A 21451-nucleotide genomic window follows, 5' to 3' on the forward strand; every position below is an offset into this window, starting at 1 on the left:
TTCCGTTCAAAGTCTTTCTCATATAGAATATATATTATGCGATATCATCTTTTTTGTCAACCAGTTTCCATCGGATCTCTGCTTTAAAAAGATCTGCTTCCGTCTCGATCCAGAACTTTCCTTTCTGAATTTCCACAAAGCTCTTAACAATTGCAAGTCCGAGTCCGGATCCTTCGGTATTTCTTGCCGAATCGCCTCTGACAAAACGCTCCGTAATCTCTTCCGGATTAAATGTAAGCTCGGTGGCCGATACATTCTTCATCCGGAATACCGCCTCACCCTCTTCCGCAGCAATCTTCACGTATACTCTTGTATGAGGCATTGCATATTTCACTGCATTTCCGATCAGATTCTCGAATATCCGGTATGTCTTCTGTCCATCCAGCGCCACGATCACTTTCTCCTCCGGAATATCCAGACGGAAATCCAGATTCGCTTCTGTAATCTTTTCTTCCATTTCTAATTTCACCTGTTTAAAAAGATTCACAATATCCATCTCGATAATATTCAGGTTCACCGAACGGCTGCTCGCTTTACTGATTTCAAACAAATCTTCAATCAATGCTTTTAACCGGAGTGATTTTCTATCCAGTACATCAATGTATTCTTTCTGTCTTTCCGGATCATGTTCCATCTTCAGCAGATTCACATAGGTGATAATCGCAGTCAATGGAGTCTTCAGGTCATGCGAGACATTCGTCACCAGTTCGGTCTTCATCCGCTGGCTTTTCACTTCTTCATCTACCGCTTTCTTGAATCCGGTCTGTATCTTCTCAATCTCTTCTTTAAACGGCTCGAACACCCCCAGATTTTCATCAATCTCCACATCCAGATTTCCATCGGCAATCTCATTTGTCGCTTCTAACAGTCTGTGATAGTTTTTCTTTATTTCATTAAAATATTTCTTCAAAATAAAGTATAGAATTACCGAATATATGATCAGTGCCATAATTCCATAAAACCAGAAAATACTCGTCACTGCCAGAATGATAAAGTTCACAAGCACAATCCTCAGAATTGCCTTACTGCTTTTGTCTGTAAAGTCGATATCTGTAATGGTCTGATACAGCCTGTGTGCCATTTCTTTCACTTTCCGGTACAATCTTCCGCTGTCTCGTCCGACTCTTTCCGCTGCTGCCGGAGCTTCTTTCCTCAGCGTTTTCCACATACGCCACAACAGCGTCCGCTCTGTAACATACTTTCTGACACCAGTCTTCTGTATTTCACTGACACAGCTTGCTGCCCAGTATGTGACAGCAAATGCTGCAATCCAGATTGCGGCATCCATCGCCCCGGGCCTTCCCTTCGTCCTTGTTACAATCCAGTTCAGCTTATTGTCCAAAAGTCCCAGTCCTGTTACCGCAACGATAAAAACAATCTCAAACGGCTGTTGAAAAAGCTTTCTGCCGCCAATCCCCAGCGTATCACTTTGTGCAAGAATCCATGCTGCCACACCTACCGCTGCCATGCAGGCAAGCATCATATACCATGCATCATTCGGCGCTTCATCCCCGAACCAGTACCATTGGTTCAGATATTGTTCAATTCCGTTTTTCTTCATTCCATAGATATATGTACGGTTCTTCGGCGTCTTCAATTTGCCGCCGGTGGCATCCTCAACCGTCTCACTCCAGTTATCTATAATCTTTCTGAGAGCAATACTCTGCGTTGTCTTTTCACTGCTCTTTACAACTTTTACATCCAGATCTCCGTGTTCATCATAAGTCAGTACCATACCAAATGCATATTCTTTGAAACTGTCATCTGCCAGACCCTTTCCAGTATTCGCTGTACTTCGTCCCAGGACTGCCCCTGATCCATCCTCAATCCTGTAATCCAGATATGGATATAACGCTTCATAATCCTCCATCCATACTTCTGCAGCATCACTGATCTCCTCCTGAGACATTTTTGCTTCTCCTGTCTTGGATGATATCTCCTGATTATAAAGGACATAACTGAATTCCAGAAAGCTTTCCAGATATTCCCTGTCTGAAAGTGAAGTTGTATAAGTCTTCTGCGCTTCACTGACTGCTTTTCTATATATCGTATGATAATTATATATCATGAAAAACGCTGCTCCAAGTATCGTCACAGCAGCAAGAAAAAGTCCCAGTTTACGCCTGTTTTTCAATTTTGTATCCAACGCCCCACACCACCTTTAAGTATTTTGGTTCTCTTGGATTTACTTCTATCTTTTCACGGATATTTCTGACGTGCACCATGATCGTATCGGTGTTAATCGCACGTTCATTCCATACCCGCTCATAGATCTCCTCCGCAGAGAACACCCGTCCCGGATTCTTCATCAGAAGCAGCAGGATCTTGTACTCGATCGGAGTCATCTTTACCGGTTCGCCGTCAACGGTCACTTCTACATTATCCTCATTGATCTCCAGTCCGCCTATCGTATGGATCCTGGAATTTTCGTTCTTATCCTCCAGCCGTTCCATAAACCTGCGGTATCTGCGAAGCTGCGAATTGACTCTGGCAAGCAGTTCCATCGGAGTAAATGGCTTTGTCACATAATCGTCAGCCCCCATATTCAATCCCATGATCTTATCCACTTCTTCTGATTTTGCAGAAAGAAAAATCACCGGGAAATCATACTTCTCCCTGAGTTTTACGACCATAGAGATTCCATCCATTACCGGCATCATGATATCCACGATTGCCAGATGAATATCTTCCCTTTCTATAACATCCAGTCCTTCTGCACCATCAGCCGCCTGAAATACTTCATAGCCCTGACTCTTCAGATATATCTCCACGCCTTCCCTAATTTCCTTGTCGTCTTCTACGACCAGTACATGATTCATCTCCATCACATTTTTCATCCTTTTCCTGATTCCAGCTTTTTCCTCTGTTATTATCATCCTATCCGGTATTTCTTAAGGGTGACTTCAGAAAATTCTAAAGAAAAACAAAAGATTCTTCTTTATACCGTTTCATTCAGATAAATCCGTGACAATGGAATGATCTTATCTAATTCTTCTTTCATTCGATCCGACATGACTGCATCACCATCCGCACAGATTTCTTCTGCGGTCTTCACACCGAATACAAGGCTCGTAAGCGCCGCTACGGTGAGTGTTCCTTCACTGTTTTCCGGCTTTCCATCCATCAGCATCACTCCCGAAAATTCTGTCCCCGTAATCATGACACATCGGTTATTTTCTTTGATAACCGGATCTGTCACCGTAAAGCATGTTCCCATAAATGTTTTGAGTCTCAAAGACATCAGCATCCGTCTGACATCTATGATACGGATCATAATCTTAGGTTTTTCCCCATCTACTTCTTCAGCCTCTGCCGCGATCTTAATATCTGTGACCGCTCCTTCTTTTTTATATATCTTTAATGCCCCTCCGTCACTTGCATATTCTTTGATCAGACGTTCATAATAAGCTGTATTTCTTTTTGCGTAGACCTGATACGACTGCGACAGCCTGCCTTCCATATAAACAGCCATTTTTTCTGCATCTTCCACTGAGGCATCCGTCACATCTGTACCTTCTTCCACTTCCGCTTTCGGATCATAATATGCCCGATTCTGTTCATACACCGTCCGGAAATCAAATGGCAGATAGATGCTCTCCGATGCCGGCATCAGAAATGTAAATGTCTCTCCATCTGCATACATATCATTTAACGCCTGTTTCAACATTCCTGCCATAAAGCCACGTTTCCGATATGCTTTTCTCGTTGCAACAGCAACAATATAATTCACGTCTTTTCTGCTGCCGTTTACTGCAAGTTCGTACGGATTCAGATGCAGCATCGCCTGTATCTCCCCGTCTTCTTCTACCACATAAATCTGATTGTCTTTTACTTTTTCTTCGTAATAATAGTCAACAAAGTCTTTGCTGTCTTCTGAAAACACTTCTTCGTACAGTTTTCTTGTATTCAGCTTTTCTCCTGTTTCCAGTTTTCTTATTTTCATTTTGATTTTCCTTCCCAACAAGTTTCTTATCTGTCCTGCGCTTTCATACATCCGCCGCATCCGGCACATCCGCCTTCTGCTGGTCCGACTCTGTAACTGTAATTAGCAATCGTATCCAGACTTGCAATTGCCTGAGAAGAAATACCTTCTCCCGTTCCGGTAAATCCAAGTCCTTCCTCCGTTGTTGCCTTGATGTTCACCTGTTCAACTTCAATGTGCAGTGCTTCTGCCACATTTTTTCTCATCTGTTCAATGTGCGGTGCCATCTTCGGGCGCTGTGCGATGATCGTTGCATCGATATTGCCGATCACATATAATTTTTCATCAATTAATTTCCCTACTTCTTCCAGAAGTTTTATGCTGGACGCTCCCTTGTACGCCGGATCGGTATCCGGAAAGTGCTTTCCGATATCTCCAAGCGCCGCCGCCCCAAGAAGTGCATCCATGACCGCATGCAATAATACATCTGCATCCGAATGACCAAGAAGTCCCTTTTCATAAGGGATCTTTACTCCGCCAAGTATCAGATCTCTTCCGTCTACTAATTTATGTACATCATAGCCCATACCTACACGCATATATTATTCTCCTTCCTTTGTTTCTGTTTCTGCTTCTTCTGTTTCTGCTTCTTCTGTTTCTGCTTCTTCTGACTGTTCTTCCTTATCTTTTAATTGTCCCATCACACTGTCATCTTGATATTCCTTTTTTATAAGCTTTGAACCATATTTTCCAAGCCAGAAGATTCCTATGATCACAAAAACAACCCCGGCTCCCGCATAAAACACATAATTGTCCGGATGATTCTTCAGCGAATCCACTAAAAGTTTTCCTCCCAGATAAGTTATATACGCCCCGGCAAGCGAACGAATGATCAAACTGCTTCTTGGTACCATATTCCTATCCCTCCTGTTTCTATACATCACATGTAATGTATTATAGACGATTTTGCTTTTCTTGTATACTTCGATATATAAAATTAAACAACAAAAAAAGAACCGGATACTTCCGACTCTCTTGCTGTGTTACGATATATAGAAATGCAGCAAACCTGCCACAGGCAGCTTGTTCCGCATACGTTGGCACAAAAATAGCGGGAACTGGATTTGAACCAGCGACACCACGGGTATGAACCGTGTGCTCTAGCCAACTGAGCTATCCCGCCATAATCAGTAGCGGGAACTGGATTTGAACCAGCGACACCACGGGTATGAACCGTGTGCTCTAGCCAACTGAGCTATCCCGCCACAACCAATTTTAGAAAATGTATGGGACCAATAGGGCTCGAACCTATGACCCTCTGCTTGTAAGGCAGATGCTCTCCCAGCTGAGCTATGATCCCATATATTTTGTCGTCTCTCTCGAACCGACTTCGTTAGTATAGCATTGGTTTTTTGGAAAGTCAACTGTTTTTTTGATTTTTTCAAATTTTTTCTACAATTTCTTCTATAACCGGAATAATTCAAAATCGCTGTGCGTTAATCTGATTCAAAAAAAGCCCCGCAAACACAAGGCCTGCGGGGCATTTTTGAAAATATTATACGATTCCCTGAGCTGTCATAGCATCTACGACTTTTTCAAATCCTGCAATGTTAGCTCCGGCAACATAGTTACCTTCCATTCCGTAACGTTTTGCAGCATCGTCCATGTTGTGGCAGATGTTTACCATGATGTTCTTCAGTTTTGCATCTACTTCTTCGAATGTCCAGCTCAGTCTCTCGCTGTTCTGTGACATCTCAAGTGCAGATGTAGCAACACCACCGGCATTTGCAGCCTTACCAGGTGCAAAGATTACACCATTCTCCTGCAGATACTGTGTTGCTTCTAATGTAGTAGGCATGTTCGCACCTTCGCATACAGCTACGCATCCGTTAGCAACTAACTGTTTTGCATCTTCAAGGTGAAGTTCGTTCTGTGTAGCACATGGAAGAGCAAGGTCAACCTTAACAGACCATACACCGCGTCCTTCATGATATTCTGAATTAGGACGGTAGTTCTTGTACTCTGTCAGTCTTGCACGTTTTACTTCTTTGATTTCTTTTAATGCTGCAACGTCGATTCCGTCCGGATCATATACCCATCCTGTAGAATCACTTGCTGTTACAACTTTCGCTCCAAGCTGCTGAGCTTTCTGGATTGCATAGATTGCAACGTTACCAGCTCCGGAAACTGCAACTGTCATTCCCTTGATGTCTTTTCCGTTGATCTTTAATAATTCTTCTGTTAAGTAGAGAAGTCCATATCCTGTAGCTTCTGTTCTTGCTAAAGATCCGCCGTAGCTTAATCCTTTTCCTGTCAGAACACCTTCATACAGGCCTCTGATTCTCTTGTACTGACCGAACATGTAACCAATCTCTCTTGCACCTGTTCCGATGTCTCCTGCAGGAACATCTGTGTCAGCTCCGATATATTTGCAAAGTTCTGTCATAAAGCTCTGGCAGAATGCCATTACTTCTCTGTCTGATTTTCCCTTAGGATCGAAGTCAGAACCACCTTTACCTCCGCCGATCGGAAGTCCTGTCAGTGAGTTCTTGAAGATCTGCTCAAATCCAAGGAATTTGATGATACCAAGGTTTACAGATGGGTGCAGACGTAATCCTCCTTTGTATGGTCCGATTGCGCTGTTAAACTGTACACGGTATCCTGTATTAACCTGAACCTGTCCTTTATCGTCTACCCATGGAACACGGAATTTGATCTGTCTTTCAGGTTCAACAAGTCTTTCAAGAAGAGCGTCTTTTCTGAATTTCTCCTCGTTAGCCTCTACAACAACTCTTAATGACTCTAATACCTCTTTTACTGCCTGGTGGAATTCTGGCTCTGCAGGATTCTTAGCTACTACTTTCTCTAGTACTTCATCAACATATGACATAGCTTTCTACCTCCTAAAATAATATACGTATCCTTTTCAAAAGCGTCCCTGTCCAACAATTTGTCCAAATACTGCGATCCAGCCGCCGGCTGTTTTTTCTACACGCTTTGGAATAAAAAAAGCAGATGACTTACGCCATCTGTTTTTCCCTGACGCCTTTGTCCTTTACTATTGTAAAGCAAACAAGTGTATCTGGCAAGATATTTTTTACAGTTTTTATTATTTTTTGCAACTTTTTACAAAACCCTTGCAGATTTTGCAAGGGTTTTGTGCTTTTTCTCATGTTTTATTCATTTTTATGAAACAGATTGCGCTCTAAATTGCATTTATTATAATACAAGGATGTCAATTTTCATCTCATCACCGGAAGTCTCAGACACCTGAACATTCATTATTTGAAGTATTTTACTCCTGATTCGAAGATCTTCATATCCTGTTCTCCGTAAATGTTCATTGCCACACTTCTGTTTCTTCTTTCTGAATGCGCCATCTTACCAAGTACACGTCCGTCCGGGCTTGTAATACCTTCGATCGCACAGTAAGAACCGTTGACATTCCATTCTTCGTTCATTGTGATATTTCCTTCCGGATCACAGTACTGTGTTGCAACCTGGCCATTTGCGAATAACTTGTCCAGCCATTCTTTATTTGCAACAAATCTTCCTTCACCATGAGATGCAGGGTTGGTGTATACTCCGCCAAGTTCTGCTTCTCTGAGCCATGGAGATTTGTTCGTTACTACTTTTGTATAGACCATCTTGGAGATATGGCGGCCGATCGTGTTGTATGTAAGTGTCGGTGAATCCGGCTGCTGTCCTGTAATCTCTCCACTTGGTACCAGACCAAGCTTGATCAGAGCCTGGAATCCGTTGCAGATACCAAGTGCCAGTCCGTCACGCTCATTCAATAATTTTTCTACCGCTTCTTTCATCTTCGCATTCTTAAATGCTGTTGCGAAGAATTTTGCTGATCCGTCCGGTTCGTCACCTGCACTGAATCCACCTGGGAACATGATGATCTGTGACTGTTCGATCGCTTTTTCAAATACTTCTACAGAATCAACGATATCAGATGCACTCATATTTCTGAATACTTTTGTGATCACCTTTGCTCCTGCTCTTTCGAATGCTTTCGCACTGTCATATTCACAGTTTGTTCCAGGCATTACCGGGATAAATACGGTCGGCTGAGCGATCTTGTGGTCACAAATATAAATATCTGATGTATCATATAATCCTGTCTCCACCTTCGCATCCTGTCCTTCCGCTCCGGAATTGGTCGGGAATACTTTTTCCAGTGTTTCTTCCCATGCAGATACTGCCTCTTCTAATGCGATCTTCACATCTTTATATTCGATTGCCGCATTATCTGTCACTTCACCGATCACGGTATAGGTAATTCCAAGTTCAGACACCTTATCTGCAGGTACTTCTGCAATGATATCTCCGAATGCCGGTGCAAATAAATCTCTTGCATCTACATTATGCTCAATCTTCACACCCATGCCGTTACCGAAAGCCATCTTGCTGACTGCTGCCGCGATACCATGTCTGTCTAATGCATAAGCTGCTACGATCTTGCCGCTGTGGATATCTTCGGTAAACTTACCATACTGATCCATAACCTTTCCGTATACAGGAATATCGTAATTATCCGTCTCAATGCGAAGCCATACAAGTTTATCTCCGGCTTTCTTAAGTTCCGGTGAAATAATGTCTTTCTCTTTTGCAATGTCTACTGCGAAAGATACCAGTGTCGGCGGTACATCAATGTCTTCAAACGTTCCTGACATACTGTCTTTTCCACCAATAGAAGGAAGTCCGTATCCAAGCTGTGCACTGTAAGCACCAAGAAGTGCCGCAAACGGCTGGCTCCATCTGTGTGGATCTTCTGTCATACGACGGAAGTATTCCTGGAATGTGAAACGGATCTTGCTGTAGTCACCGCCTGCTGCTACGATCTTAGCGATAGATTCTGTCACTGCATAGATTGCTCCGTGATATGGACTCCATGTTGACAGATACGGATCGAATCCGTAACTCATCATACTTACAGTATCGCAGTCTCCTGTTAATACCGGAAGTTTTGCCACCATTGCCTGTGTCTCTGTCTTCTGATATTTTCCACCATGCGGCATGAATACAGAAGCCGCTCCGATCGATCCGTCGAACATCTCTACCAGACCTTTCTGTGAGCATACATTCAGGTCTTTTAACATACCAAGCCATTTTTCTCTTACATCTTTCACATCTTCTCTTACAAGGATACTGTCTTTTCTGTTCGGGATGTCAACTGCTACCGTTGTCTCCTGGTGTGCTCCGTTGGTGTCAAGGAATGCACGTGAAAGATTTACAATCTCTTTTCCTCTCCATGAAAGTACCAGTCTTGGATCTTCTGTTACAACTGCTACTTTTGTTGCCTCCAGGTTCTCTTCGGATGCATATTTCATGAATTCATCTACATCTTTTGGATCTACAACAACTGCCATACGTTCCTGTGATTCAGAGATTGCAATCTCTGTTCCGTCAAGACCGGCATATTTCTTAGGTACTTTATCAAGATCGATCTGAAGTCCGTCTGCAAGTTCTCCGATAGCAACGGATACTCCGCCTGCACCGAAGTCGTTACATTTCTTGATCAGCTTGCTGACTTCTTCTCTTCTGAATAATCTCTGGATCTTTCTTTCTGTCGGTGCATTACCTTTCTGCACTTCTGCCCCACATGTTTCGATGGACTCTTCTGTATGTACTTTGGAAGATCCGGTTGCTCCGCCGCAGCCGTCACGTCCGGTACGTCCGCCAAGAAGAATGATGATATCTCCAGGATCCGATGTCTCTCTGATAACCGCACGTCTCGGTGCTGCTCCAAGCACTGCTCCAATCTCCATACGTTTTGCAACATAATTCGGATGATAGATTTCTTTTACCGCTCCGGTTGCCAGGCCGATCTGGTTACCATATGAACTATATCCATGGGCTGCTTCTCTGACCAGTTTCTTCTGTGGAAGCTTTCCTTTTAATGTATCCTTTACAGATGCGGTAGGATCAGCGGCTCCTGTAACACGCATTGCCTGATATACATAAGTACGTCCTGACAATGGGTCACGGATAGCTCCTCCAAGGCAGGTAGCAGCACCACCGAATGGCTCGATCTCTGTCGGATGGTTATGTGTCTCGTTCTTAAAGTTTACAAGCCACTCTTCTTCCACTCCGTCTACCTCGATTGGAACAACGATACTGCATGCATTGATCTCATCAGACTCTTCCTGATCCTGTAACTTTCCTTCACGTTTTAATTTTCTCATTGCCATCAGTGCAAGATCCATCAGGCAGACAAACTTATCTTCTCTTCCTTTGAAAATCTCACTGTGGTCAGCGATATACTGTTTATAAGTTGCTTCCATCGGCTCTCTGTAATCACCATCGCCGAACGAAACATCTGTAAGTTCTGTCGAGAATGTTGTATGACGGCAGTGATCTGACCAGTAGGTATCCAGAACACGGATCTCTGTCATAGAAGGATCTCTGTCTTCTTCTGACGCAAAATAATTCTGGATATGCTGGAAATCCTTAAATGTCATGGCAAGTCCGAGAGAATCGTATAATTCTTTCAGTTTGCTTTCTTCCATATCTTTAAATCCGTCAAAGATCTTTACATCTGCCGGCTCATCGAATACAGTAACCAGTGTCTCCGGTTTTTCTTCCTGTGCTTCTCTGGAATCTACAGGGTTAATACAATGCTCTTTGATTGCTTCGAATTCTTCATCCGAAACAGTTCCGTTTCCACCATGGATCACGTAAGTAGTCGCAGTGCGGATTACCGGCTGCTCGTCTTCTTTGATAAACTGAATACACTGCACAGCGGAATCTGCTCTTTGATCAAACTGTCCCGGAAGAAATTCTACGGAAAAGATCTTGCTTCCTTCTTCTGCCTGAAATTCTTCTTTATATAATGTATCTACAGGTGGCTCAGAAAAGATGCCGTTACATGCTTTCTCAAATGTCTCATCCGATACGTTTTCCACATCGTAACGGATCAGTACACGGACGCTGTCTACGTCTTTGATTCCAAGATAGCTTCGGATCTCGGTCTTAAGTTCCTTTGCCTGTACATCAAATCCTGATTTTTTCTCCACGTACACTCTTTTTACATTGCTCATAAGTAATCCTCCACAAATGAATTTTTACACATTTTCTATTGTTAGTATAACACAACAATCATTATTTAATACAATTAATATATCTAAACACTTTTATAATTCACACTTATTAATCAACTTTTTTCTCTTCCTTTTTGCAATTATTTTTTCCCAAAAACAATACAATCCATATCAGAAGCAGCACTCCACCAAACACTTCACTGATGCGGATCACCATATCTGAAAAGAATCCCTCCGGCAGCATCCGTATCATATAATCCGTCTCCGGGTCGAATACCCACAGATTATTGGTAAAAAACAGCTTATGAAAAATCGTAAAACACGTTGTAAAATCTACACAGAATGCAATCCCCAGCAGTACGCCTATGACCAGCCAGGCACTCAGTGCGATCGAATATGTTCTGAAATACAGTCTCTTCCAGTCTTCTTCCCGTTTTCTCAGTACCGCCAGTATAACTGCTGCCACAGCCAGACAGATTACTCCGACTTTCATTCCTCCCAGGAACAGATTCCTGACATCACGCATATGCAGCCGGTCTCTTTCATTAAAGAAATCCTGCTCTCTTCCTTCCACTGTCGTCACAACCGACAGCTCCTCCTCTTTCCCGATCAGATAATTCATCATATGTTCTGTCACATACATGACATGGTCTATGCTCATATCCAGATCTTCCGTCACTTCATAGCGTTGATATTCTTTTTTATAAAACCTGTAATTACTGTCTCCATATACGGCCAGCCATATACTAAATATCAGTGCCGCCATCACTGCACACATCATGGCCGTAACAGATATGATCGTTGTTAACTTCTTCAAGTCTTTTTCCTCCTGCTTTTCATTATTATAACACTTCTATTTATAAATACGGTTGTAATTTTCTTTCATTTCACTTATAATACAGTTAAGATTCATTAGGAGGACTTATCATGGATATTAACTATGAATTATATAAAGTATTTTACTATGTAGCTTCCACCTTAAGCTTTTCGGAAGCCTCCAAGCAATTGTTCATCTCACAGTCGGCTGTCAGCCAGTCCATCAAGGCACTGGAGAAGAAGCTGGATCAGACCTTATTCATCCGGAGTACCAAGAAAGTCCGTCTTACTACCGAAGGCGAGATCCTTCTGCGCCACATCGAACCGGCGATCAGCCTGATCAAGCGCGGCGAAAGCCAGCTCCTCGATGTCGGCGCACGCGGAGGACAGCTTCATATCGGAGCCAGTGACACGATCTGCCGGTATTTTCTGGTACCTTATCTGGAACGTTTCCACCGGGAATTTCCCGGAGCGCATATCAAAGTTACCAATGCGACATCCATTCGCTGTGTAGAACTCCTTGAGACCGGACAGGTGGATCTGATCGTTGTCAATTCACCGAATGCTTATCTCGGGAATGTTCCGAATGTAAAAAAAATCAAAGATTTTCAGGATGTATTTATCGCAGACAAGGCATTTGAGGAATTAAAAGGAAAGAAGCTCTCTTTCAAAGAACTTCTGAACTATCCGATCCTTATGCTGGACAGAAAAAGTACGACCAGTGAATATCTGCACAATCTGTTTCTTCAGAACCAGCTGGATCTGGTTCCGGAGATTGAACTCAGCAGTAATGATCTTCTCATTGACCTTGCCCGCATCGGACTTGGAATTGCATTTATTCCGGATTTCTGCCTTTCTCAAACCTCCGATTCGGATTCGCTTTTCATTGTCGAGACAAAAGAAGTACTTCCGGAAAGGGAGCTTGTCATCGCATATAACGAGAAAGTCCCGATATCCAAGGCCGCGCAGGAATTTTTATCTTATTTTTAATACATCTTTCGGATGCATGACGGAAAATACCATAGGAGCATATGTTCCTCATGGTATTTTTCTTTTTAATGCTGCTTATTTCGTATCTGTCTGTTCTTCCGCCTTCCAGAATTTTGCAATCTTTTCTTCAATATTTTCACTGTTACAGATCTGGAAATCATTCCACTCCCTCGGGAACACCTCCTGGCACTGTCTGTCCATAAACCGGTCATCCAACAGTGTGATCACACCTCTGTCCTGATCGGTCCGGATAACTCTTCCTGCGGACTGTAACACCTTATTCATCCCCGGATACAGGTAAGCATAATCGAATCCATTCAGATTCTTCCGGTCGAAATAATACTTTAAAAGTTCCCGTTCCAGGCACACTTGCGGAAGTCCTGTCCCGATGATCATTGCCCCGATCAGTTTATCTTCCGTCAAATCAATTCCTTCTGAAAAGACACCACCCATCACACAGAAACCGATCAGGCTGTGTGTTCTTTCCTGTTCGAATTTTTTCAGGAATTCTTCCCGTTCCTGCTCCGTCATATATTGGGACTGTACTACAACTTCAATCTGTTCCTGTGGCAATTCCATGAATACTTCCCAGACTTTTTCCAGGAATCGATAAGACGGAAAAATGCAATATAATTTCCTGTTCTTCCTTTTATCACATGCATCACGTATTCTGCATACTTCCGGTACATCTCCGGTCCTCGCCTGGTATACTTCGTGCTGACATCATTTCCCAGAAGCAATAATCTTTTGCCTGGTTCAAATGGAGATTCCGCATAGATTGCATAGTCTTCCTTTGTTGTAGATAACAGTTTTTTATAATAATTGATCGGAAGAAATGTTGCCGAAAATAATATCGTACTATTTGCTTTCCCCATATATTCCTGCAGACATCCTGCCGGATTGACACAGAACAGATGAAGGTAAAACTTTCCTTCTTCACTAAGTTCTGAATAGATCAGATAATTTTCATCCTGCCGGTCATGAATATATATGAAATTACGGATACCAAAGTAAAACTCCAGCACCTCTTTCCGTATCACTTCATCTCTACAGTCTTCTATAAACTCTTCCAGCTTCGTCATCAAAGACAGAAGCTTAATATACACATGTGACACACTGTTCAGTATCTGGCAGCCATCACATTCTCTTTTCAATTCCAGAAGCTGCTTATTGCAGCTCTCCAACGCCGAGACAAGTTTCGGTTCCCCGTATTTTACCAGCTTTTTGATCTTCAGAAAATCCTCCTTGCAAATACTGCTGCTGTACATCGTCCTGCCGCGTTCCACCAGATTGTGTGCCTCATCGATCAGAAACAGGTATTCTCCTTTGACGCCGTCTCCGAAAAAGCGTTTCAGATGTGCATTTGGATCAAAAACATAATTATAATCACATATAACTGCGTCTACCCACTGTGATACATCCAGTGCCATTTCAAATGGACATACATTCCATTTTCTTGCCTGTTCTTCCAATACTTCCCGGCTCATCTCGTCTGTCGATGTGAGCAGTTCATAAACGGCATCATTTACACGGTCAAAATGCCCTTTTGCATATGGACACACATCCGGATTACAGATGGTTTCTTCACAGAAACAGATTTTTTCTTTTGCCGTCAATGTGATGACCTTCATCTTCAGATCCTGTTCTCTCAGAATCGCGAATGCCTGACTTGCCACCGTTCTGGTAATCGTCCTGGCCGTCAGATAAAAAATCTTTTCTCCCAGTTCTTCCCCGACAGCTTTCACCGCCGGAAATACGGCCGCCATCGTCTTGCCGACTCCGGTAGGTGCCTGGATGAATAATTTCTTTTTTCTTAAAATGGTCCGATATACAGACTCAACCAGTTTCTTCTGTCCATCTCTGTATTCGAATGGGAATTCTACGGTTTTAATGGAAGCATTTCTCTTTGCTCTCCATGTCATCTGGTATCTTGCCCATTTTTCATATTCAGATACCAGCTTTTCGAACCATTTTTTAAGTTCTGCCCGGGTATATGTCTCCCGGAATCTGCGGATCTCTTCGGTATCCAGATTACAATACGTCATCTGCACTCCGATCTCTTCCAGATTATTTTGTTCTGCATAAATATATGCATAGCATTTTGCCTGTGCCAGATGCAAAAGCTGTGGCTCTTCCAGACGTTTCAGATCTTTAAATACACCTTTGATCTCGTCGACCACCACACGCTTCGGAAGTTGTATGATTCCGTCCGCTCTTCCTTCTACACTCAGGATAAATCCATCACACGGGATCTGATATCTTAACGGAACTTCTGCACGGTACTCTGCCCCCTGCTGTCTCTGGATTTTCCGATGTATGCGGCTGCCCTGCTGCATGGCATCCTTATCTGCCCCTCCGGTCCGGTTGTCAATATCTCCATGTCTTAATATAAATTCCACCAGATTCCGCACCGAAATGCGGATACACGGCTGTTCCAGATTCATGATCTGCTTTCCCCCAATCGTTCTTCATACATCGATCGAATCGCTCCCGTCATCCCTGCGATCACATCGATCACCGTCATGATATCTCCGCTCCGATTCTTCTGGTAAGCGTGGTAGCTTCCCTGGATACAATAGCTGAGCATCACATTCATTGCTGTATCTTCTTTCAATTCCGGGTATTTTTCAAAGATCATCTGCTTGATGCTCCACTCGATACTATCCGCAAAATGATTCGCCTGACTGCCGGAAAATAAAATCGCCGTCAGGGAATTCTGCGATACATAAGCCATCAGAAGTTCCCGTGCAAACTCTGCCGGATGCTCCAGCAGATATTCCGGATGCTGGATACTGTTCGCAATCGACTGTACTACTTCTTCTTCCATCGCATCTGACAAATCGTAGATATCTTTATAATGCGCATAAAAGGTAGACTTATTAATCCTTGCGCTTTCACATAGTTCTTTTACTGTTATCTTTTCCAAAGGTTTCCTGGAACGCAGTTCGATAAATGCGTTCTTGATTCCCCGCTCTGTTTTCTCAATTCTAAGATCCATCTTACCTCCCATTTCCCAACATTTTCTCATATTCGTCGGTTATCCATCCTTTCGTCGGTTTTGTTGGTGGATACCTCCTCGCATTTTTCTTATAATATAATTATAAATCAAAAAAGCAACTACTGTCCATTATCTTTTCGACAGTTGATCTTTTACGTTGCATTTTCACGGAGGTTAATATGGATTTTTACGGATTTTACACAGGAAAAATATTCGACGCTTATGAATTTCTCGGCGCACACCCGGACAAAGACGGAACCACATTCCGTACCTTTGCACCTGCCGCATCACGCATTACAGTCATTGGGGAATTTAACGACTGGCAGGAATGGGAACTGAACAAAACTTATGACGGCAATTTTTGGGAATGCTATGCCAAAGGTGCAAAGCCGGGCATGATGTACAAGTACCGCATCTACAGACAGGACGGAAACTGCGTAGAGCACTGCGATCCTTACGGCTTCGGCATGGAACTACGCCCGGCCTTTGCTTCCATCATCCGCGATCTGTCCCACTATAAATTCAAAGACAGCAAATGGATGCAGAAGCGTTCGGTATGCAAGGACAAGCCGCTGAACATCTATGAACTGCATTTCGGATCATTTAAAAAGCCTTCTGAAAAAGCAGACGACTGGTATACTTATGTGGAAATGATCGATATCCTGATTCCTTATCTGAAAAAAAATGATTACAATTATATTGAGATTATGCCGCTCAGCGAACATCCATGTGATGAATCCTGGGGATATCAGAACACCGGATTCTTCAGTCCGACCGCCCGCTACGGAACTGCCGAAGAACTGATGAAATTCATTGATGCCTGCCATAAGAATGACATCGGTGTCATCATGGATTTTGTACCGGTACATTTTGCCGTTGATCACTATGCACTGTCCGACTATGACGGAACTGCACTCTATGAATATCCACACCAGGATGTCGGTGTCAGCGAATGGGGCAGCTGTAACTTTATGCACTCCAGAGGCGAAGTCCGAAGCTTCCTTCAGTCTGCTGCAAATTACTGGCTAAGTATCTATCACGTAGACGGAATCCGCATGGATGCCATCAGCCGTATCATCTACTGGCAGGGCGAACCTGCAAGAGGTGTTAACAATAATGCGGTGGATTTTATCCGTGAAATGAACCGCGGATTAAAGACAATGCATCCGACAGCCATGCTCTCCGCCGAAGATTCCACCTCTTTTGAAGGTGTCACAAAACCTGTAGATCAGGGCGGACTTGGATTCGATTACAAATGGGATATGGGCTGGATGAACGATACACTTGACTACTTCCGCACCGCACCGGAATACAGAAGCCGCGATTATCACAAGCTTACCTTCTCCATGATGTACTATTATAACGATGATTTCCTTCTTCCGCTTTCACATGACGAGGTGGTTCACGGAAAGGCAACCATCGCCCAGAAAATGCATGGAGAATACGAAGAGAAATTTCCACAGGCGCGTGCGTTCTATATGTATATGTACGCACATCCGGGAAAAAAATTAAACTTCATGGGTAACGAGATCGGCCAGCTCCGCGAATGGGATGAAAAGCGTGAGCAGGACTGGGATATCCTGAAGTATCCGATACACGATACTTTCCACCACTTCATGCAGGAACTGAATCATCTGTATCTGACAACTCCTGCTCTTTCTGCCAAAGATTATGAGAATACAGGATTTCAGTGGCTGGACTGCCATCAGGAAGAGCGCTGTATCTATGCGTTTGAAAGAACAGATGGAAAAGATCGTATCGTTGCTGTCTTTAATTTCTCGAATGAGGATCAGGAAGGATATGAGCTTCCAATAACGGATGCAAAGGAACTGGAAGTGATTCTGGCTAGTGATGATGTAACATTTGGAGGAAGTAAGAAGTATACGAAGAAGAAAGTGAAGGTTACGGATGGGAAAGCTGTGCTGGATCTTTCGGCGTATTCAGCAGTGTATTTTGGGATTTAATTTATTAACGGGAAAGCGGCCTCTCAATCCTTGAAGGAAACAATAGATAAGGCTTCTTGTTCAGGTTCCATACCATAAGAAACACTAAGAGAGTCAGAATCACCTAAAAGCAAAGGAACTACGCTCAAACTCGGCGTTCGCCTCAAACACGTTCGCTTCGTTCCTTTAACGGTGCTTCTGACTCTCTAATTGTTTCTAACGGCATTCCACATTCACAATAATCCTTATCTATTGTTTCCTTCAAGTCGTGACTGGCAGCGGATTGTTAATAACTTAAATACCAAATTTCTGGATTTCCTTATTCACCCGGTTTCTCAACATGATCAAATACATATCCGACTTCGGATACCGCTTAAATGTCAATGGCTCCGCCAATTCACCTTCGATTAGTTCCATCACATGTTCCCTGCTGGTCAGGGATTCCAAAAGTTCCAGTGCCCGCAGATCTGTCAATGCTTCATAATGAACCATCATCCGGATAGATTCTTCCGGATTTCTGTCCGCACCCGGATATACCAAGAATGGATCCCCCGAAGGGAACGCATTTCCTGCGTCTGTCACTTCATATGGATTGATATGTTCTATCGAGAACTGACTGTTATAAAAATTATATCCCCAGTGGAGAATTCCGATAATCTTATATTTATAAAGCTGGACTCCATATATTCTGTTTCTTGCGGACGGCATAGACATGAATCGGTTGCTCACTTCATAAAACTGGCCGGTACAATAATAAGTCCACATATCTGTCAGCCCATGTTCCAAAAATTCTTCGATTTCATTGTTTCCCGGAATTGGCTTATCAATTAGCCCATGACGGTAGAATTCATAACTTGACAATGCGTCAAATGTATGGAATCCATCCAGCATATTTCCCAGAGATTCTTTTGCCGCACGGTAGCTTCCCAGATGCTCTTCTCTCGGTTCATCCGAAATATGGAAATATGTAACCTGATCAATGTTCCATTCTTTTAATTTTTCAATTAGTTGTGGAAGAAAAGCCTTCAGGAATCGGGTATATTCGCCAACTGCCGGGGTATGCCATCCAAAGATCTTTTCTTCTTTTCCGTCTACTTCTGCCACAACTTTCGGTGCATACTTTGCTCCCCATTGAGAGAAAAGATGTGACATTTCATAATACTCTATTCCGCATTTCTTACAAAGATCGATCCATCTCTTCAGTTTTGAAAAATCAAAACGGTATTCTCCTTTTACCACCTCAACTTTTATCAGCTGAGTCGTTGTACGTTCCAATCCGACAGCCGTATCAAGCGGAGATGTAAAAAGCGGAGTCAGCATCATATTACAGCCGCGCTTTACATATTCCTTGAAATAATTCTCCAGTATTTTCCAATGTTCCTCAGAGAATACATCTACATGATAATAATCGGCAAGGCAGTCTGCATGCATCCATTCTGTGTGCATAATCTTCTGCTTCGGAAGTTCCACTCCAATCACCGTTACTCTCTGCTTTGCGGACGCTACAACGTCTCCTTCTTTTTTCAATCGAAGCTCTATTTCATAATTTCCCGGTGCAATATCTTTCGTCACTTCAATATCAATCCAAAGGCTTCTCCATTGATTCGAGCACACGATTACTTTTCCATCTTTCACGTCCCGCAAAAGATCTGGATACAATCCAGGCTCTGTCCGCAGATAATTATCATCTACAATTCCATTCGTCGCTCTTCCTACCGGAACCTGCTCCACCGTTCTGACTCTGATATAGTCTTTCAGTGGTGATACTACTTCCACATCCAGTCTCTCCCGCATAAAAAAGTCTCCGGTATATGCTGCCTGAAAAGATACTGTTTCACCCCAAAGAGCACTCAACGTCTGACATTCCATCTGGTATACCGGTTCTTCATCCTGAAATACCTTTGCCAAAGAGCTTAAAAGCTTCATTTTGTATGTTATTTTCTTCTGTTCAAACATAACCTTCCTCCCCTTATTACTTTATACCACTCATTGTCATTCCTTTTACAAATTGCTTCTGGAAGATAACAAATATAATGATCATCGGCATCATCATCATAGATGCGGCCGCCATCGTTGCCGACATATCTGCCACTCTCTGCGTATCAAAAATTACCAATCCTAACGGCAGCGTCATTTTTTCCATATCATTTAGCATCAATAACGGATTCAGATAGTCGTTCCAGTTCATCATTGCTGTGAATATTCCGATTGAACCAATGGCTGGTTTTATATTCGGAAGTATTACACTCCAATAGATTCTGAACGGTCCGGCACCATCTATCTTAGCCGCTTCACACAGACTGTCAGGTACATCAGCAATAAATTGCCTTGCCATGTAGATTGAAAATGCACTGATCAGTCCCGGCACAATCAATGCTCCAATCGTGTTAAATAAATGCATTTCCTGAATCATCAGATAACGCGGAATCATGGTTACCTGTGGCGGCACCATCATCGTTGCCAGAAGCAATACAAACAATACCTTTTTCCCTTTGAATTCATATTTTGCAAAAACATACCCGATCAATGTACTGGTAATGATCACCGCCGCCGTAACAACAATCACCACCAGAATACTGTTGATAAACCACTGGGCAATCGGTGCTTTTTCAAATGCTGTCCGGTATCCTTCTATCGTCCACTTTTCCGGAAAGAATTTTGTCTTATTTATCTGGATATCTGCATTACTCTTGAATGATGTCATCAACATCCACGCCATTGGGTACATCATGATGAGCGAAAAAACGGTAAGAAATGCAATAATCACTATATGGTGTTTTTTATATACATTTTTCTTCTTTTTCATTATTCATAACTCCAATCTGCATGCATCATTTTATTCTGAATCATCGCTACAATAAATACAATCATAAACAAAGCTGCCGCTACTGCTGAAGCATACCCCATATCATAGCTGCTAAAACTCGTTTTATAAATGTAATTTGTCAGAACCATTGCCGAATTACTACGTCCTCCGTCCGGCGCAAACACCTGAAACTGTGCAAACATTTGGAAATAATTGGCCATTGTCATGATTGCCACGAATGCAAATGTACGGCTCATTAACGGTAATTTTATAGACACAAATCTCCGGACCGGTCCTGCACCGTCGATTGCTGCCGCTTCATCAAATTCTTTCGGTACCCCTTCGATTCCTGCTGTAAAAAGTACAACATTATATCCAATATCCGCCCATAATGTATATACGATTATAATTGCAAGCAACTGCCAGGTTGTCAGGAACCAATTCCTAGGCGGCATCCCCATAAGTCCCAAAATACGGTTCAATAATCCTCCATCGGTTCCGACCATTCCATATTTCCACACCATAGATGTTCCGACAATCGGCGCAATACACGGAATAAAGAGTATCGTACGGAAGAATATTTTCATTCCTTTGGATGGCAGAACAGAAATAATTTTGGCAAGGAATAATGTGATCACAATATTCGCTGTAACTGCCACTACACAAAAAATGATCGTATTTTTTACTGCTATCCAGAACACTTCATCTGTAAGCAGCCTTTTGTAATTTTCCAGCCCAAGGAATTCATTATAAGAACTCGTTGGATTATAATCATAAAATGATATTCCCAGTCCGTAAGCTACCGGAAACACTGCAAATATAAGTAAAAATATAACGCTCGGTATCAATACACAAGCCACAAAACGATTATTCTTCATTGATTTTCCCTTTTATAAAAATGGCAGAGAAACCTGTACGGTATTCTCT

General features: G+C 42.7%; 14 protein-coding genes, 3 tRNA genes, 1 pseudogene and 1 other annotated feature (1 of these 19 cut by a window edge). Of the genes and pseudogenes, 2 read left to right on the forward strand and 16 right to left on the reverse strand.

Annotated elements, in window-relative coordinates; genetic code table 11:
- Positions 1-19, reverse strand: a binding site (T-box leader); it reaches 227 nt to the left of the window's first position.
- A gap of 15 nt (positions 20-34) precedes the next feature.
- The 11 genes from OCV72_RS12250 to OCV72_RS12300 form a co-directional block, all read right to left on the reverse strand.
- The gene (locus OCV72_RS12250; protein ID WP_055284136.1) at positions 35-2146 is read right to left on the reverse strand and encodes a sensor histidine kinase; all 2112 of its coding nucleotides are present in this window, start codon (positions 2144-2146) and stop codon (positions 35-37) included.
- Positions 2118-2825, reverse strand: coding sequence for a response regulator transcription factor (locus tag OCV72_RS12255; protein WP_055284154.1), 708 nt, complete (start codon positions 2823-2825; stop codon positions 2118-2120). The genes OCV72_RS12250 and OCV72_RS12255 overlap by 29 nt, the downstream gene beginning before the upstream one ends.
- Positions 2826-2938: 113 nt before the next feature.
- Positions 2939-3943, reverse strand: coding sequence for a GNAT family N-acetyltransferase (locus tag OCV72_RS12260; protein ID WP_055284155.1), 1005 nt, complete (start codon positions 3941-3943; stop codon positions 2939-2941).
- Positions 3944-3969: 26 nt separating this feature from the next.
- On the reverse strand, positions 3970-4521 hold the full coding sequence (gene ispF / locus OCV72_RS12265; protein ID WP_055284137.1) for a 2-C-methyl-D-erythritol 2,4-cyclodiphosphate synthase: 552 nt from the start codon (positions 4519-4521) through the stop codon (positions 3970-3972).
- Between the two features lie 3 nt (positions 4522-4524).
- A complete protein-coding gene (locus tag OCV72_RS12270; protein WP_055284138.1) occupies positions 4525-4836 on the reverse strand; it encodes a hypothetical protein in 312 nt (103 codons plus the stop codon).
- A 195-nt stretch (positions 4837-5031) separates the two neighbouring features.
- Positions 5032-5105, reverse strand: a tRNA-Met gene (locus tag OCV72_RS12275).
- A gap of 8 nt (positions 5106-5113) precedes the next feature.
- Positions 5114-5187, reverse strand: a tRNA-Met gene (locus tag OCV72_RS12280).
- Positions 5188-5209: 22 nt separating this feature from the next.
- Positions 5210-5282 (reverse strand) — tRNA-Val (locus OCV72_RS12285).
- A 195-nt stretch (positions 5283-5477) separates the two neighbouring features.
- Positions 5478-6812: an NADP-specific glutamate dehydrogenase gene (gene gdhA / locus OCV72_RS12290; protein WP_006427973.1), complete on the reverse strand. Its 1335-nt coding sequence runs from the start codon at positions 6810-6812 to the stop codon at positions 5478-5480.
- Between the two features lie 391 nt (positions 6813-7203).
- Positions 7204-10971: a phosphoribosylformylglycinamidine synthase gene (locus tag OCV72_RS12295; protein ID WP_055284139.1), complete on the reverse strand. Its 3768-nt coding sequence runs from the start codon at positions 10969-10971 to the stop codon at positions 7204-7206.
- Positions 10972-11080: 109 nt separating this feature from the next.
- On the reverse strand, positions 11081-11788 hold the full coding sequence (locus OCV72_RS12300; RefSeq protein ID WP_070099642.1) for a TIGR01906 family membrane protein: 708 nt from the start codon (positions 11786-11788) through the stop codon (positions 11081-11083).
- A gap of 110 nt (positions 11789-11898) precedes the next feature.
- On the opposite strand from OCV72_RS12300, the gene OCV72_RS12305 reads away from it, so the two are divergent.
- Positions 11899-12777: a LysR family transcriptional regulator gene (locus OCV72_RS12305; RefSeq protein ID WP_055284140.1), complete on the forward strand. Its 879-nt coding sequence runs from the start codon at positions 11899-11901 to the stop codon at positions 12775-12777.
- A gap of 75 nt (positions 12778-12852) precedes the next feature.
- On the opposite strand, the pseudogene OCV72_RS12310 reads toward OCV72_RS12305, so the two are convergent.
- Both OCV72_RS12310 and OCV72_RS12315 read right to left on the reverse strand, forming a co-directional pair.
- A pseudogene (locus OCV72_RS12310) lies at positions 12853-15221 on the reverse strand (helicase C-terminal domain-containing protein).
- Entirely contained in the window at positions 15218-15775 is a 558-nt protein-coding gene (locus OCV72_RS12315) for a TetR/AcrR family transcriptional regulator (protein ID WP_055284157.1), read from the reverse strand. The pseudogene OCV72_RS12310 and the gene OCV72_RS12315 overlap by 4 nt, the downstream one beginning before the upstream one ends.
- Before the next feature lie 179 nt (positions 15776-15954).
- Between OCV72_RS12315 and glgB the strand changes: the two genes are divergently transcribed.
- Complete coding sequence (gene glgB, locus OCV72_RS12320) at positions 15955-17739, forward strand: 1,4-alpha-glucan branching protein GlgB (protein WP_055284141.1); 1785 nt, start codon at positions 15955-15957, stop codon at positions 17737-17739.
- A gap of 273 nt (positions 17740-18012) precedes the next feature.
- Here glgB and OCV72_RS12325 read toward each other — a convergent pair whose 3' ends face one another.
- Genes OCV72_RS12325 through OCV72_RS12335 form a run of 3 tightly spaced genes read right to left on the reverse strand, consistent with a single transcriptional unit; the run spans position 18013 to position 21402 of the window.
- Complete coding sequence (locus tag OCV72_RS12325; protein ID WP_055284142.1) at positions 18013-19674, reverse strand: DUF4091 domain-containing protein; 1662 nt, start codon at positions 19672-19674, stop codon at positions 18013-18015.
- A 16-nt stretch (positions 19675-19690) separates the two neighbouring features.
- Positions 19691-20524, reverse strand: a complete 834-nt coding sequence (locus OCV72_RS12330; RefSeq protein WP_070099643.1) for a carbohydrate ABC transporter permease — start codon at positions 20522-20524, stop codon at positions 19691-19693.
- The gene (locus OCV72_RS12335; RefSeq protein WP_055284144.1) at positions 20524-21402 is read right to left on the reverse strand and encodes a carbohydrate ABC transporter permease; all 879 of its coding nucleotides are present in this window, start codon (positions 21400-21402) and stop codon (positions 20524-20526) included. Before OCV72_RS12335 ends, OCV72_RS12330 begins: the two co-directional genes overlap by 1 nt.
- Between the last annotated feature and the right edge of the window lie 49 nt (positions 21403-21451).

It is taken from the genome of Dorea amylophila (genome assembly GCF_025567265.1).
Taxonomy (GTDB): domain Bacteria; phylum Bacillota; class Clostridia; order Lachnospirales; family Lachnospiraceae; genus Dorea_A; species Dorea_A amylophila.

Bases quoted from the DNA above. Each gene is read 5' to 3' on its own strand.
- OCV72_RS12335 (WP_055284144.1), bottom strand. From the start codon at position 21,402: ATGAAGAATAATCGTTTTGTGGCTTGTGTATTGATACCGAGCGTTATA.
- OCV72_RS12315 (WP_055284157.1), bottom strand. From the start codon at position 15,775: ATGGATCTTAGAATTGAGAAAACAGAGCGGGGAATCAAGAACGCATTT.
- OCV72_RS12305 (WP_055284140.1), top strand. From the start codon at position 11,899: ATGGATATTAACTATGAATTATATAAAGTATTTTACTATGTAGCTTCC.
- OCV72_RS12255 (WP_055284154.1), bottom strand. From the start codon at position 2,825: ATGGAGATGAATCATGTACTGGTCGTAGAAGACGACAAGGAAATTAGG.
- OCV72_RS12295 (WP_055284139.1), bottom strand. From the start codon at position 10,971: ATGAGCAATGTAAAAAGAGTGTACGTGGAGAAAAAATCAGGATTTGAT.
- OCV72_RS12270 (WP_055284138.1), bottom strand. From the start codon at position 4,836: ATGGTACCAAGAAGCAGTTTGATCATTCGTTCGCTTGCCGGGGCGTAT.
- gdhA (WP_006427973.1), bottom strand. From the start codon at position 6,812: ATGTCATATGTTGATGAAGTACTAGAGAAAGTAGTAGCTAAGAATCCT.
- ispF (WP_055284137.1), bottom strand. From the start codon at position 4,521: ATGCGTGTAGGTATGGGCTATGATGTACATAAATTAGTAGACGGAAGA.
- OCV72_RS12325 (WP_055284142.1), bottom strand. From the start codon at position 19,674: ATGTTTGAACAGAAGAAAATAACATACAAAATGAAGCTTTTAAGCTCT.
- OCV72_RS12330 (WP_070099643.1), bottom strand. From the start codon at position 20,524: ATGAAAAAGAAGAAAAATGTATATAAAAAACACCATATAGTGATTATT.
- OCV72_RS12260 (WP_055284155.1), bottom strand. From the start codon at position 3,943: ATGAAAATAAGAAAACTGGAAACAGGAGAAAAGCTGAATACAAGAAAA.
- glgB (WP_055284141.1), top strand. From the start codon at position 15,955: ATGGATTTTTACGGATTTTACACAGGAAAAATATTCGACGCTTATGAA.